This window comes from Mycobacterium sp. SMC-18 (assembly GCF_045310895.1).
Classification (GTDB): domain Bacteria; phylum Actinomycetota; class Actinomycetes; order Mycobacteriales; family Mycobacteriaceae; genus Mycobacterium.
In genome coordinates this window covers 1-14,420 of the sequence record NZ_JBJIAL010000008.1, presented here as the reverse complement: position 1 = coordinate 14,420, position 14,420 = coordinate 1, and the positions used below count along the sequence as shown (strand labels likewise).

The 14,420-nt window shown below is 66.8% G+C and carries 12 protein-coding genes; 8 read left to right on the top strand and 4 right to left on the bottom strand.

All coding sequences use genetic code 11. From position 1 onward, the window contains the following. Window positions 1-7: 7 nt before the first annotated feature. The 7 genes from ACJH6J_RS09145 to ACJH6J_RS09115 all read left to right on the top strand — a co-directional run bounded on the left by ACJH6J_RS09145 (window position 8) and on the right by ACJH6J_RS09115 (window position 9,514). Window positions 8-682: a hypothetical protein gene (locus ACJH6J_RS09145; RefSeq protein ID WP_212811853.1), complete on the top strand. Its 675-nt coding sequence runs from the start codon at window positions 8-10 to the stop codon at window positions 680-682. Then, complete coding sequence (locus ACJH6J_RS09140; protein ID WP_212811854.1) at window positions 679-1,488, top strand: SDR family oxidoreductase; 810 nt, start codon at window positions 679-681, stop codon at window positions 1,486-1,488. Before ACJH6J_RS09145 ends, ACJH6J_RS09140 begins: the two co-directional genes overlap by 4 nt. 4 nt (window positions 1,489-1,492) lie before the next feature. Next, complete coding sequence (locus tag ACJH6J_RS09135; RefSeq protein WP_212811855.1) at window positions 1,493-2,269, top strand: 1-acyl-sn-glycerol-3-phosphate acyltransferase; 777 nt, start codon at window positions 1,493-1,495, stop codon at window positions 2,267-2,269. Window positions 2,270-2,287: 18 nt separating this feature from the next. Then, window positions 2,288-3,856 carry a bifunctional 3-(3-hydroxy-phenyl)propionate/3-hydroxycinnamic acid hydroxylase gene (locus ACJH6J_RS09130; protein ID WP_212811856.1) on the top strand — a complete coding sequence of 523 codons (1,569 nt, stop codon included), beginning with the start codon at window positions 2,288-2,290 and terminating at the stop codon, window positions 3,854-3,856. A 9-nt stretch (window positions 3,857-3,865) separates the two neighbouring features. Further along, complete coding sequence (locus ACJH6J_RS09125) at window positions 3,866-6,631, top strand: MMPL family transporter (RefSeq protein ID WP_212811857.1); 2,766 nt, start codon at window positions 3,866-3,868, stop codon at window positions 6,629-6,631. Beyond that, window positions 6,628-8,223, top strand: coding sequence for a YhgE/Pip family protein (locus ACJH6J_RS09120; protein ID WP_212811858.1), 1,596 nt, complete (start codon window positions 6,628-6,630; stop codon window positions 8,221-8,223). The genes ACJH6J_RS09125 and ACJH6J_RS09120 overlap by 4 nt, the downstream gene beginning before the upstream one ends. Window positions 8,224-8,323: 100 nt before the next feature. Next, window positions 8,324-9,514, top strand: coding sequence for a cytochrome P450 (locus ACJH6J_RS09115; RefSeq protein ID WP_212811859.1), 1,191 nt, complete (start codon window positions 8,324-8,326; stop codon window positions 9,512-9,514). Between the two features lie 18 nt (window positions 9,515-9,532). Here the strand turns inward: ACJH6J_RS09115 and dprA are convergent, their stop codons facing one another. The 4 genes from dprA to ACJH6J_RS09095 form a co-directional block, all read right to left on the bottom strand. Then, on the bottom strand, window positions 9,533-10,666 hold the full coding sequence (gene dprA / locus ACJH6J_RS09110; RefSeq protein WP_212811860.1) for a DNA-processing protein DprA: 1,134 nt from the start codon (window positions 10,664-10,666) through the stop codon (window positions 9,533-9,535). Continuing rightward, window positions 10,663-12,171: a YifB family Mg chelatase-like AAA ATPase gene (locus tag ACJH6J_RS09105; protein ID WP_212811861.1), complete on the bottom strand. Its 1,509-nt coding sequence runs from the start codon at window positions 12,169-12,171 to the stop codon at window positions 10,663-10,665. Before ACJH6J_RS09105 ends, dprA begins: the two co-directional genes overlap by 4 nt. After that, window positions 12,171-12,527 carry a YraN family protein gene (locus ACJH6J_RS09100; protein ID WP_064859396.1) on the bottom strand — a complete coding sequence of 119 codons (357 nt, stop codon included), beginning with the start codon at window positions 12,525-12,527 and terminating at the stop codon, window positions 12,171-12,173. Before ACJH6J_RS09100 ends, ACJH6J_RS09105 begins: the two co-directional genes overlap by 1 nt. A gap of 146 nt (window positions 12,528-12,673) precedes the next feature. Then, on the bottom strand, window positions 12,674-13,060 hold the full coding sequence (locus ACJH6J_RS09095) for a MerR family transcriptional regulator (protein ID WP_371824539.1): 387 nt from the start codon (window positions 13,058-13,060) through the stop codon (window positions 12,674-12,676). 85 nt (window positions 13,061-13,145) lie between these two features. Between ACJH6J_RS09095 and ACJH6J_RS09090 the strand changes: the two genes are divergently transcribed. Next, the gene (locus ACJH6J_RS09090) at window positions 13,146-14,102 is read left to right on the top strand and encodes an oxidoreductase (protein ID WP_212811862.1); all 957 of its coding nucleotides are present in this window, start codon (window positions 13,146-13,148) and stop codon (window positions 14,100-14,102) included. Window positions 14,103-14,420 lie beyond the last annotated feature (318 nt).

The window sequence follows — 14,420 nt, the reverse complement described above, 5'->3', positions numbered from 1 at the left end:
CATACGTTTGCCACATCTCCTCGAATACAACCAACGGCTGTTCTCGTCCACCGACCACGGGTTCTGGCCGGCCACCGCCGGCATAGGTACCTCGATACCGCGCACATGGCACCTCGACGGCTGCGCCGAGATCCGATTCACCAGCGCCGCGGCCATGCTGCGCACCGGCCTGCACTCGCGCGAGGTGTTCCTCGATGAGCAGAACGTCTTCACCCGGGTGTTGGCCCACCACACAGGGCCGCGCGGCGGACGCTGGTTCACCGACGGGTACGACAACTCCGCCCAGCAGCACGTCGCACTGTTGTTGCGCCGCCGAATGGGTGTCGCCGCCAGGATGTTTCGTTCCTTTGTGCATCAGCAGCTGAGCCCGGCGCTGATGGCAGCAGGCGCAAGGGATCTACGGTCCTACGCCTTCCTACCGTATACCCCGCTTCTCGGCGGATCGCCCGGCGTCGCCCACGACAACCCGCCCCAACACCGGTACCACGCAGCGGTGTTTTTCGGCGTGGACGATCGCGCCGCGCTCGACGAGCTTCTCACACACGACAATTTGGCCGAGGTGCTCGACACGCAGCACACCGTGCTGACCGCAGTGCACGGCTATGCGGTGGAGCGCACCGTCCCGGTGATCGGCCGTTCTCGAACCACATCTTTCAACCTCATCGAAGGGACGACCCCATGAGCTTGCCCACCCCGAACCCGTCGTCGACTGCCGTCGTCACCGGCGCGTCATCCGGCATCGGCGCCGACATCGCACGCGAACTCGCCGCCCGCGGCCACAACGTCACCTCGGTGGCCCGCCGCGAAGACCGGCTGCATGCACTTGCTGCGGAGCTCTCGTCAGAAGTCAATGTCGAAGTGATCGGGTGCGATGTCACCGATCCGACGCAGCGGGCCGCACTGTTCAGCACCATCGCAACGCGCGGTCTGCAGGTCGACATCCTGGTCAACAATGCGGGCATCGGAACCATTGGCGCAGTTGTCGACTCGTCCGTGGATGCGGAAATCAACCAGGTCCGCGTCAATGTCGAGGCTGTCATCGACCTGACGACCCGCGCCGTACAGCAGATGGTTCCCCGCCGCCGCGGCGCCATCCTCAACGTCGGGTCAAGCGCCGGGTTCATGCCGACACCCACACAGGCCGGCTACGCCGCCACCAAGGCATTTACCCATGTGTACGGCGAAGGACTGCGCGGAGAGCTCGCGGGCACCGGCGTCACTGTCGCCACGTTGTGCCCAGGGCCTGTGGCGACCGAATTCCTCTCTGCCGCAGGCGCTGACGACGATGTATTCCGGTTGCCCAAAATGATGTACATGTCCTCCCGCGACGTTGCACGAGCCGGCATCGAGGCCATCGATCGCGACTGCGGGACGGTGATCCCGGGGTGGCCAACCCGGGTTGTCACCCGTATCGCGCGCCTTGTTCCCAACCGCCTCCTCGTGCGTGTTCTTGCCTCGGGCAGGCGCTCGCTGCTGACGAGCAGTTGATCCCATGACCGACCCCTCCTCGACGGCATCCGCACTCAAATCCGCAATGTGCGTGGCGGTCCCGAACTATCTGCGGTGGTACCACCGCCACGAAATCCACATCGACGCCGAGATTCCCGAGCCGGCGTTGCTTGTCGCCAATCACGGCTTCGGCGGCCTGGCGGACCTCAACGTGCTGGCGATGATCGCCGTCCGCGAGAAAGCGGCACTCAAACGGCCGACCACCGCGCTCGTTCACCAGGTGGCGTGGACGGTCGGCGCGGGCCGCATCGCCGAGTTTCTCGACGGCCGGCCCGCAAGCCAGGAATCGGCAGACGCCGCCTTCGCCGCCGGGCACAACGTGCTGGTGTTCCCCGGCGGCGACGTCGATGCCGGGAAGTCCTGGCGGGACCGCAATCAGGTGCATTTCGATGAGCGCTGCGGGTTCGCCCGCCTGGCCATGACTCATGACGTCCCGGTGGTCCCCGTCGTGACGGCCGGCGCCGGTGACTCGTTGTTCGTCGTGTCCGACGGCCGAGGCCTCGCCCGACGATTGGGCCTGCACCGGCGTCTGCGCATGAAGACATTGCCCATCAGCGTCACCATTCCGTGGGGACTCAATATCGGCGTCGCCGGCATGCTCCCCTACGTCGCATTGCCGACCAAGCTGGTGACCGCGGTCCTGCCCCCGATGACCGCGAATCCCGGGGAAACCGCCGAGGACTTCGCGTCCCGAATCGAGGCCGCCATGCAGACGCGCCTCGACGCACTCGTCGCCAACCGCATGCCGATCATCGGCTGATTCGAGTCGAGGATCGAAATGCCTGACCCTGTAACGCAATCCGTGCCCGTTGTCGTCGTCGGAGCGGGACCGACCGGTGTCACTGCCGCGACGTTGCTCGCCGACCACGGCGTGCCGACGCTGGTTCTGGACCGCTGGGAATCGGTCTATCCCCAGCCCCGCGCGGTGCACCTCGATGACGAGATTCATCGCATTCTTGCCCGCCTCGGCGTGGCCGAAGAGTTCGCCACGATTTCCCGCCCAGCGCTCGGCTTACGGTTGCTCGACCAGAACCACCACACGCTGGCACAGTTCGACCGCGACCCCGCCCGCAGCCGGCATGGCTTCCCGCAAGCCAACATGTTCGACCAACCCGAACTGGAACAGCTGCTGCGTGCCAACCTGGCCACGCGACCAAATGTGCAGCTGCGCGGCAACTCCGAGGTCACCGGCATCACCCAACACGAACCGGGCCGCGTCCGGGTGACCTACTCCGACCGCGCCACCGGGACGGAGCACGTCGTCGAAACCAGCTACGTGCTGGGCTGCGACGGAGCCAACAGCATCGTGCGAGCCTCCATCGGTGCGGCCATGGACGACCTGCGGTTCGAGCAGCGCTGGCTGGTGGCCGACGTCGTCACCGAAGCCGAACTCGAGCAGTGGGATGGCGTGCACCAGGTCTGCGATCCCGTTCGGGCTGCGACGTACATGCGGATCGGCCCCAACCGCTACCGGTGGGAGTTTCGACTGCTGCCGCCGGAAACAGCCGCCGACTTCAGCACGATCGAGACCCTTCGGCCCTTGATCGCACCGTGGATCGGCGATGTCGCCGACGACGACCTCGACCTGGTGCGGGTCACCGAGTACACGTTTCGCGCACAGATCGCCGACAGATGGCGGGACCGCAACGTGTTCCTCCTCGGCGACGCCGCCCACCTCACGCCGCCCTTCATCGGGCAGGGCATGGGCGCGGGCCTGCGTGACGCGATGAACCTGGCGTGGAAAGTCGCCGGTGTGATCGACGGCGAACTACCCGAAGCACTGCTGACGACCTACGAGCAGGAGCGGAAACCCCACGCGCGCAGCATGATCGGCCTGGCATTGGCCATGGGGTGGGCAATGACGGCCGGTGGTCATGCGGGAAACTTGGTGCGGCGCACCGTCACACCCCGGCTCCGGTTGATACCCGGCCTGCGCGACAAGCTCACCCACGGCACGACCCCCCGGCTGCACGAGTCTGCGTTGGTCATCAAGAGCCGGAGACCCCGCCACCTTGCCGGCACCTTGTGCCCCAACCCGGTACTGGCCGACGGCCGGCGCCTGGACACGGTGTTGGGCAACGGCTTTGCACTCGTCACCACGACGCGTCCCCTGGCGTTCCAGCTCGCCGCGCTCGATGAGCACGGCATCGTCGTTCATGTCGCCGAGCCCGGGGGCGAACTGGAGCGGTGGCTGCGCCACGGACATGCGACCGCTGCCGTAGTCCGGCCAGATCGGACGGTCATGTGCGCGGGCCGCGACGTGTCGAAACTCTGTGCCGCGATACCAGGTTTCACGTCATTCGCTCAGGCTCGCAACGCCCAGCCACCCATCCAGACCACCAGTTAGGCGATCGTCATGTCGTCCTTCCTCTACCAACTGGGCCACCTGCTGGTGCGCCGGCGCCGCTGGGTCATCGTGGCCTGGCTGCTCGCGCTCGCCGTCGCGGGCGGCCTGGCCGGCTTCAACAAGGGCACCGACGACACCTTCTCGGTGCCCGGCACCCAATCTCAGGACGCCCTGGACTACCTCGGGCGCGTGTTCCCCGAAACCAGCGGCTCCTCGGCCCAGCTGGTCATCGTCGCCCCGGCCGGCCAGGACGTCACTGCGCTGAGCGCCGCACCGACCGCGACTGCCGTCGACCAGCTCACCAAGCTGCACCAGGTCGCCTCGGTCATCAACCCGTTCGATCCCGCCCCGAAGACCGACACCCCGCCCGGCAGCCCACAACCCCGGATTCAGGCACCCATCTCGACCGACCATCGCGCCGCGATCCTCACCGCCCAACTGACGGTCGCACTCGCCGACGTCACGCCCGAGACCCGCGATCAGATCACCCATATCGGACAAGACCTGGCCACCGCGATCGGCCACGGCGTGAGCGTGCACGTCGGTGGGCCCGCCTTCAGCAATCCGGTCCCCAAACTCAGCCCCACCGAAGGGATCGGCCTACTCATCGCGCTGCTGGTGCTGCTGGTGGTGTTCGGGTCCCTGATCGCCGCCGGTATGCCGCTACTGACCGCGATCCTCGGTGTCGCGATCTCGGTGGCGCTGATTTACGCCGCCACCGCCGTCACTCCCGTGTCGTCGACCGCGCCGATGCTGGCGGTGATGCTGGGGCTGGCCGTCGGCATCGACTACGCACTGTTCCTGTTGTCGCGGCACCGCGACCAACTCACCGAAGGTCTCGACGTCGCGGAGTCGGTGGCCCGCGCCACCGCCACGGCCGGATCGGCCGTGATGTTCGCGGGTCTGACGGTAATCATCGCGCTGCTGGGCCTGTTCGTCGGCGGTATCCCGTTCCTGACCACGATGGGTCTGGCGGCCGCTTCCGCCGTGGCGATCGCCGTCGCGATCGCGGTCACTCTGATCCCCGCGCTGATGGCTCTCGCCGGCGAACGTCTGCGGCCCAAAACCAAACCGACGCAGGCAAAAACGGCCACCAAGACGCGACCCCGCCGTATCGAATGGAGCCGACTGTGGGTGCAGTTGGCCACCCGCAAGCCGTTGGTGACGGTCGTCGTCATCGTCGCCGGCCTGGCCGTGTGCGCGCTACCGGCGACTGAGCTGCGACTTGCTCTGCCCGACAACGGTTCCGAAGAACACGGCAGCCCCGCCCGCGACACGTACGATGTCATCGACGAATATTTCGGCCCCGGCTACAACGGCCCGCTCATCGTCACGGCCGACATCATCGCCAGCACCGACCCGATCGGTGTGGTCAACAGGATCGCCGAAGACATCGCGCACCTGCCCGGGGTGGCCAGTGTCCCGCTCGCCACCCCAAACCCCAAGGCGGACACCGGCATCATCCAAGTCGTACCCACCACAGCCCCGGACTCGGCGCAAACCGAGACCCTCGTGAACACGCTGCGCGCCCAGCGTGAGCATTTCAAGCAGGCCTATGGCATCGACACCGCCGTCACTGGCATCACCGCCGTCGGTGTCGACGTGTCGGCCCAACTGGGCGCCGCGCTGGTGCCGTTCGGCGTGCTGGTCGTCGGGCTGTCACTGGTCCTGCTCGCGATGGTGTTCCGCTCGGTCTGGGTGCCCGTCAAAGCCACCGCCGGATATCTGCTGTCAGTGGGTGCCGCCTTCGGGGCGACCTCCTTCGTCTTCCAACAGGGCCACTTGGCGAGCGCGCTCGGGGTGGACCGGGTCGGCAGTGTGGTCAGCTTCCTGCCGATCATCCTCATGGGTGTGCTGTTCGGCCTGGCCATGGACTACGAGGTGTTCCTGGTCTCGCGGATACGGGAAAGCTATGTGCACGAAGGCGATCCGCAGCAGGCGATCCAATCCGGATTCGTCTCCGCCTCGCGCGTCGTGACCGCCGCCGCTGTCATCATGTTCGCCGTGTTCGCCGCGTTCGTCCCCGAGGGCAGCGCCGTCATCAAACCGATCGCCTTCAGCCTCGCCGTCGGCGTCTTCGTCGATGCGTTCCTGGTCCGCATGACCCTGGTCCCGGCGGTGCTCGCACTGCTCGGCCGGCGCGCGTGGCACCTGCCCGGCGCCATCGACCGCCGCCTGCCCATCTTCGACGCCGAAGGCGACGGCCTCATGCACGAACTGCGGCTGGCGGACTGGCCCGAACCCGGTTGCGACGATGCCATCGATGCCGCCGGTCTGACGCGCACCGACGACCGCGGTTGCACCGTCTACGCCGACATCGATCTGGCCGTGCCGCGTGGTTCCGTCCTCGTGCTACACGGCCCCGGTCCGGCCGGAAAGACCGCGCTGCTGTACACCCTGGCGGGCCGTGTCGGCCGCATCGCCGGTGACCTCAAAGTACTGGGACACGTTCTGCCGCAACATATGCGGACGGTCCGCCGACAGGTCGCCGTGGTCACCTGCCACGACACCGCCGCGCCGGAAGCCGCGCTCGACGAGGCGCTCGCGAACGACGTCGAGCTGATTCTCATCGACGACGCCGACGTCGTCATCCGCACCACCTCGCGGGACCGGCTGCGCGAAGTCCTCGCTGACCGCCACAGCACATCCGGACGCCCTGTCACCTTCGTGGTGACCTGCCAGGACCTCGCCCGCATCGCCGACCTGTTGCCCGATGACACCGACGGCGTCCACACCGTGGACCTCAACCCTGCAACCGCCGGAGCGACAAAATGATCGCCTCTCTCACCAGCCTCACCCGCGACTCCGTAGCGCACGGAAAGCTCCTGTGGCGCACTTGGTTCGGTCTGCTGTTGCTACCGGTGCTCGTGATGGGCCTGTTCCTGTGGGCGTTCTGGGCGCCCGAATCCAACCACGGCGCCGCCAAGGCCGCCGTGGTCAACAACGACAAGCCCGTGACCGTCGATGGCCAGACCATCCCGCTGGGGCGGCAATTGGCCAGCAACCTCACCACGTCGAAGGCTGCCTTCACCTGGATCCTGACGGACGCCGCAGATGCTCGCGACGGTCTGGCACGCGGCGACTACGGCGCCGTCGTCACCATCCCGGAAGACTTCTCCGCCAAGGCGACATCATCGGCGAGCAGCAATCCGCTCGATGCGGGTCAAGCCGAAGTCCGGGTGCAGGCGTCCAATGCCACCGGTGTCGCGGACCCGCTGGTCACCAGCCAAATCGCCCAGGTGGTGCTGCGAACCCTCAATCAGCAGATCGTCCAGACCTACCTGGACCGGGTGTACATGTCCTTCGGCACCATCCACGACCAGCTCGACGCCGCAGCGGACGGCGCATCCCAATTGGCCGACGGGGCAGACAAACTGACGGCGGGCGCAGCACAGCTGTCGGCCGGAACCAGTGAGCTTTCTTCGGGACTCGATGCGGCCCAAGCCCAGGTAAACCAGGTACGGACGGCAGCTTCCGGCTTGCAGGATCAACTTCAGCTACCACCGCCTCCCCCACCGCCGGCAGCGATCACCGGCCGCGTCGACGCACTCACCGGGCAGATCGGCACCGCCATCAATGGCGTCCATCAACTCGATTCCGGTGCGCATCAGTTGGAGGGCGGTTTGCGGCAACTGTCCGGTGGCGCACACGAATTGGCGACCCAACTCGCGCAGGGCCGCGATCAGGTACCCCCCTACGACAAGGCACAGCGGGAACGCATGAGCAATGTCGCGGCCACGCCCGCCGTTGCGGTAACCGACGGCACCGATCTGGGCGCTGCCGTCGCCGCAGTAGCGGTAACCCTGGCGCTGTGGGCCGGCGCGCTCAGCATGTTCATCAGCGCCCCGCCGCTGCCGAACGCCGTTCTCACATCGCGGCAGTCCACGCGACGGATCGTGGCGAACGCGATCGCGCCAGGTGTCGCGATCGCGGTGGTGTCCGCGATCCTGTTGAGCCTCACACTCATACCGGTGCTCCATCTATCTGCGGGCAGGTGGTTCGGATTGCTCGGGGTGGCGATAATGACGGCATTGGCGTTCACGGCTCTCAACCAGGCCGCCACCGCCGCGTTCGGTCTGGCGGGCCGGTTCGTCTGCATCGCCGTGCTGGTTCTCGCGGTCGTCACCAGCCTGACCTCCACGATTCCCCCGACACTCCACAGCATCGGCGACGTACTGCCCACGCACGCAGCGATTCTCGCGCTGCGGGGAGTGATCATCGGGTCGAACACCACCATCGGCGGGGCGCTCGAACTCGCCGTCTGGATGATCGGCGCCGCGGTCGCAACCCTGTTTGTGACCGAGCGACGTCGCTCGCTCAACGGCCGACAGTTGCGCCTCGGCTACCACCCGTCGCCCGCGGTATGACAATGCCAATCTGCCGGTATCGCCCGGAGGAGAGAACAGTTCCTTCAGCGCGAGCAACAGCCACCAATCGTCCACTGCCGACGTCCTGAGAGGAACATCGATGCGACGCCCACCCGCCGGCCTGCCGATCTACGCGCCGGACATCTACGCTGTCGACGCCATCACCAACCCCTATCCCCACTACCAGAGGATGCGTGACCTCGGTCCGGTGGTATGGCTGGCGAAGCAGCGGGCATATGCGTTGCCGCGCTACACCGAGTGCAAATCGGTACTGCGCGACGACAAGACCTTTCTGTCGGGTCAGGGCGTGGCGCTCAACCCGATCACCAACCGGATGTCGCACGGCACCACACTCAACAGCGACGGCGTCGAGCACGAACAACGCCGCAAGCGCGTCGCGCACCGCATGCTGCCGCGCGCTCTGCGCGCCATCAGCGACACCGTCGACGACACGGCTCGCAGGGTCGTCGAGACAGCGCTCGGCAAGGGAGATGTCGACGGTGTCAACGACCTCGCGGCTGCGCTACCGCTGGCGGTCGTACCCGACCTCATCGGTTGGCCGCGTGATCAACGCGATCACCTGATTGCCTGGGCCGGAGCGACATTCGATGTACTCGGCCCGCTCAACTGGCAGGCGATCAAAGCGGTGCCCAACACCCTGCTCATGCTGCGCTTCGCCCGGCGCGTGGTTCGGGAGCGCAACGTCATCGAGGGCAGCATGGCGGATGAGCTACTCGCCGCGGCGGACGAAGGCCAACTGGCGCACGACGAATGCCCGCCGTTGCTCGTCGACTACATCGCCCCGTCGATCGATACCACCATGAGCGCGATCTCCAACGCGTTGTACCTCTTCGCCAGGCACCCCGACCAGTGGCGACTACTCAAGGATGAGCCCGGCCTCATGGCGAACGCCGTCAATGAGATCGTCCGCTACGAGCCACCGCTACGCGCCTTTGCGCGGTGCACGGCGCAGCAGACCGAAATCGCCGGATGGCCAATCCCCTCGGGCGCACGAGTCCTGGTGATCTATGCCTCCGCCAACCGCGACGAACGAGAGTGGGAGAACCCCGCGGTCTTCGACATCCGACGTGACGCCGGCCGCCACGTCGGTTTCGGGCAGGGAGCGCACGCCTGCGCCGGACAGGCCCTGGCCCGCTTGGAGACAACGGCGATGTTGCGGGCGCTGATCGAGCGCGTGGACCGGATAGAACTGACCGGCACGCCCAAATGGGCGATCAACAACATCATCCGCCGCCACGAACGGTTGCCGCTCAAGCTGATTGCCGCCTAGTCCCGGAGACCGAACAGCTCACCCCGCCCTCCTGATCCGCCACTGCCCATCCTGTTTCTCCACCAGCCCGCTGATCTCCAGCAGCGCCAACGGTCCGAGCACACGTTCGGGCGGCAGGGCCGCACCGACCGAGATCTGCTCGAGGCTGCGGAAACCCCGCGCCGGCAGCGCCTCGTACACCTGAAGCTGGTCCGGGGTCAGGCCATCCAGCGGTGTCTCCGGATGGTCGGGTTCGCCGGCGAGTTCGCCTATCCGCCCGATCAATTCGACGACCTGCTCCGCCCGGTCGACCAGAACGGCGTCGTTGCGAATGAGAACGTGGCATCCTGCCGAAGCGGCCGACGTCACCGGGCCGGGCACCGCACACACCTTGCGCCCCATCGCGGTCGCCCACGCCGCGGTGTTGGCCGCCCCGCTGCGCAAACCCGCCTCCACCACCACGGTGGCGCCGGATAGCGCCGCCGCCAAGCGGTTTCGGGTCAAGAACCGGTACCTGGTCGGCCGCTCCCCCGGCGGATACTCACTGAGCAGCAGCCCCGAGGTGGCCACCCGGTGCAGCAGCGCCGAATGCCCGGACGGGTACGGCACGTCGACACCCCCGGCGAGCACCGCCATGGTGACGCCGTCCGACGCCAGCGCGGCGCGGTGCGCTGCGCCGTCGATGCCATAGGCGCCCCCAGAAACCACCGCGGCGTCACGTTCGACGAGGCCCGCCGTGATCTCGGCAGCGACATGCTCGCCATACGACGTGCAGGCCCTGGTGCCGACGATCGCGGCGGCGCGTTCGGCGATGTCATCGAGGCGGGCCGGGCCGAGCGCCCACAACACCATGGGCGGATAACCCGATGGCCGCGCCCGCACCTCCTTATTCCCGAACGCGACGAACGACAGGTATGGCCACTCGTCATCGTCGGGAGTGATCAGCCGCCCACCCCGGCGATCGAGAATCTCCAAATCCCGGGCCGCACAATCGACCTCACGGCGGGCCGCGACACTGCCGGTGAGTTCCTTGTCCTCCTGACCACGGCGAATCATGTCCGCCGTCTCGACCGGGCCGCGATCGGCCACCAATGCCGTCAGCCGCGGGCACGGCGGTTCCACCACGCGCGACAGATACGCCCACGCTCGTCGTTCCAGATCGTCGTCACTCATCGGAGCTCTCCCTCTCGGAAACCCAAAGCCGTGCTGACGTCTTCGAGATTGGGTGAATCGCGGCCCGCCAGATCAGCCAGAGACCACGCGACACGCAAGGTGCGGTCAACGCCCCGGATACTCAACCGCCCGGAATCCAACGATTCTCGTAGCGGTTTCATCGCGTCCCGGCTCAGCCGGAATCTGCGGCGCAGCACGGGCCCAGGCACCTCGGCGTTGGTGCGGACGCCGACTTCCTGCCATCGCTCGGCGGCGGCCGCGCGGGCGGCGGCGACCCGGGCACGGACAGCACCGGTGGATTCGGCGGCATGGTCACCGAACGCCCCGGCGAGTACCGGATGCATGTCGACGCGCAGATCGACTCGGTCCATCAACGGCCCGGACAGCTTGCCCAGATATCGGCGCCGGTCGGCCGACGGGCATACGCAATCCCGCGGGTTCGGCGGCGCGCACGGGCAGGGATTGGCCGCGAGCACCAACTGAAACCGTGCCGGATAGCACGCCACGCCGTCACGACGGGCCAACCGAATCTTGCCTTCCTCCAACGGGGTTCGCAAGGCTTCGAGCACGCTGGTCCCGATCTCCGCGCACTCATCGAGGAACAAGACGCCACGATGCGACCGGCTGATGGCACCGGGGCGCGCCATCCCGGAGCCGCCGCCGACCAACGCCGAGACACTGGACGTGTGATGCGGCGCGACGAACGGCGGGCGGGTGATCAGCGGCGTATCACCGGTGAGCAGCCCCACCACCGAATGGATGGCGGTGACCTCCAGGGCCTCCTCCTCGGTCAGGTCCGGCAGCAGCCCCGGCAGCCGTTGGGCCAGCATCGTCTTGCCGATTCCTGGCGGCCCCGTGAGCATCAGGTGGTGCGCGCCCGCGGCGGCGATCTCCACTGCCCACCGCGCTTGCGTCTGCCCCACCACATCGGCGAGGTCGACGCCGTCGTCAGCGGCCGGCGCCGTCGTGTCGACCCGGCCGTCCAGCGCCGCCTTCCCGTTGAGCCACGCCTGCATCTGCCCGAGCGTGCGAACGCCCGACACCTCGATGCCGTCGACCAGGCTGGCCTCGGCCAGGTTCTCGGCGGGCACCACCACCGACGGCCAGCCCTCACGCTTGGCGGCCATGACGGCGGGCAGCACACCCTTGACCGGGCGCACCCGCCCGTCGAGCGCCAGTTCGCCCAGCAGGACGGTCTTCTCCAGCCGCTCCCAGTGTGTCTTCAGATGCGCCGACAGCACCGATGCGGCGATCGCCAGGTCGTACATCGACCCGCCTTTCGGCAGCGTGGCCGGCGACAGCCCGAGAGTGAGCCGCGACATCGGCCAGCTGTTGCCGCAGTTGGTGATCGCCGCCCGGACCCGGTCCCGCGACTCCTGCAGCGCCGCGTCGGGTAGGCCGACCAGATGCACCCCCGGCAGCCCCGAGGTGATGTCCGCTTCGATCTCCACCATGACGCCGTCGAGGCCGCGGATGGCCACCGAGTAGGCCCGTCCCAGCGCCATCAGCCGATACCTTTCAGATGCACCAGCTCCGGCTCCCGGCCGCCGAGACGTACACCGACCACGTCGATCCGCACATCGGGCCAGTGGGCGTTCTGCTCGGCCAGCCAAACACTGGCCAGCCGACGCAGGCGACGGGCCTTCTCGGGCGTCACCGCTTCCTCGATACCGCCGAACTCGGTCGTGGTGCGGGTCTTCACCTCGACGAAAACCACCGCACTGTGGTCCCTTTCGGTGGCGATGACGTCGAGCTCACCCCACCGGCAACGCCAGTTCCGGGCCAGGACCGTCATTCCGAGCGAGATCAGGTGATCGACCGCGAGTTGTTCACCGAGTGCTCCGATCTCGGCGCGGGTCATGCGTGGTGGTGTGTTCATGCCGTCACGGTGGCCGGAGCCACCGACAGATCACGGGACGAAGACCCCCGGATCCGGCGCCCGGAAGACAGTTATGCACAGTGCGCGATTCATCCACAGGACGGCCCGCGTGCTGACCGCCGGCGGCTTCAGCGCTGCGAAGCGGTGGGGTCCCACAGCCCGTGCGCCGAGGAATCTTCGACTTGCGTCTCGTAGATGGTCACCTTCATTTCGATGACGTCGAGGCAGTGCTGAAGGCTGGCGAGTTGCGCACGGACGTGGGCTTCATGTCGCCGTAGGAGCTCCAGGCGCTGGACTTCGTTACCTGGCCCTTGGCGTACCAGGGCGGCGAATTCGGCGAGCTGGGCAAGCGGCATTCCGGATTCGCGTAGTCGGACGCAGATCTCCAGCCAATCAATATCGGTTTGCGTGTAGCGGCGGCGGCCGGAGCTTGTTCGCGTGAGGTCACTGACGAGTAGGTTCTCGCGTTCATAGAACCTGAGGGTGTGGACACTCAGGCCGGTGCGTTCTGCCACTTGCCCGATCGTAAAAGTCTGTGTCATAAGAATATTCATCCCCAGAGGTTGACCTAGAGCGCACTCTAGATTCTAGCGTGGCGGCATGACTGCAACCACCACACAGCAACCGATCCTGTCTGGGTTTGGACATGAATCGACCAGCCAGGACGTCATGGCCGGCGTGGACCTCGCCGGCGCCGTCGCTGTCGTCACGGGCGGCTATTCAGGCCTGGGGTTGGAAACCACCACCCATCTGGTCCGGGCAGGAGCGCACGTCATTGTGCCGGCCCGTCGCGTGAACACCGCCGCTCGCGCCGTCGACCATCTCGGCGACGCCGTGACGGTGATCGACGCTGACCTTGCCGACCTCGATTCGGTGTCCAGGTGCGCGCAGCACATCCGCGATACATGGACTCAGATCGACCTGTTCATCGGTGCTGCCGGCATCATGGCCACTCCCCTGCGGCGGGTTGGTCAAGGCTGGGAGAGCCAGTTCGCCGTCAATCACCTCGGCCACTTCTCGTTGGTCGCGGAACTGTGGCCCGCGTTGGCGCGCGGAAGGGCCCGTGTGATTGCGTATTCGTCCGCCGGCCACCATATTTCGGATATCCGGTGGGATGATCCACATTTCACCACCGGCTATGACAAGTGGCAGGCCTACGGTCAGGCGAAAACGGCCAACATCCTGTTCGCATTGCACCTGGATTCACTCGCGGTGGGTACGGGCGTACGCGCGTTTTCTCTGCATCCGGGTTCCATCCTCACTCCATTGCAACGCCATCTCGAGTCGGCCGAAATGGTCGACCGCGGCTGGATCGACGAGCAGGGCAACGTCGCAGACCAAACGTTCAAGACCGTGTCCCAGGGCGCCGCAACCGGTCTTTGGGCGGCGACCAGCCCACAGCTGGCAGACCGGGGTGGTCTGTACCTCGAGGATTGCGACGTCGCAGGCCCGGCCGGCGCGGACGGTACCGGGCTGAAGTCCTACGCGATGGACCGCGACAAGGCAGCCGAACTGTGGGACCTCAGCGTGGCGCTGACGGGCCGTGACCTGAACTGACATCTGCCCTCGGCCGTCGTTGCGCAACCAGGCGACCATCGAGAGCGGTCCGAAAAGACTGATTACTGCCGAGGAACAATCAATGGTTGCGTCCAGCAGAGTGGTGTATGAGTCGGACCTGATTAGCGGTACCGGCGTGTCGTAGCCGACTGATTGAAGGTCATCGCGTGATTCTTCGAGGGACCCGTCAAAGTCACTCGAGCAAAGGAACCACGCGATGACCGTTGCCCAGAATATCGACCTGCCGACTGTGCTGGCCGAACGACTCACCACCACACATCCCGACGTGCTGCGCGAGCTGCTCGCCACGTTCATCCA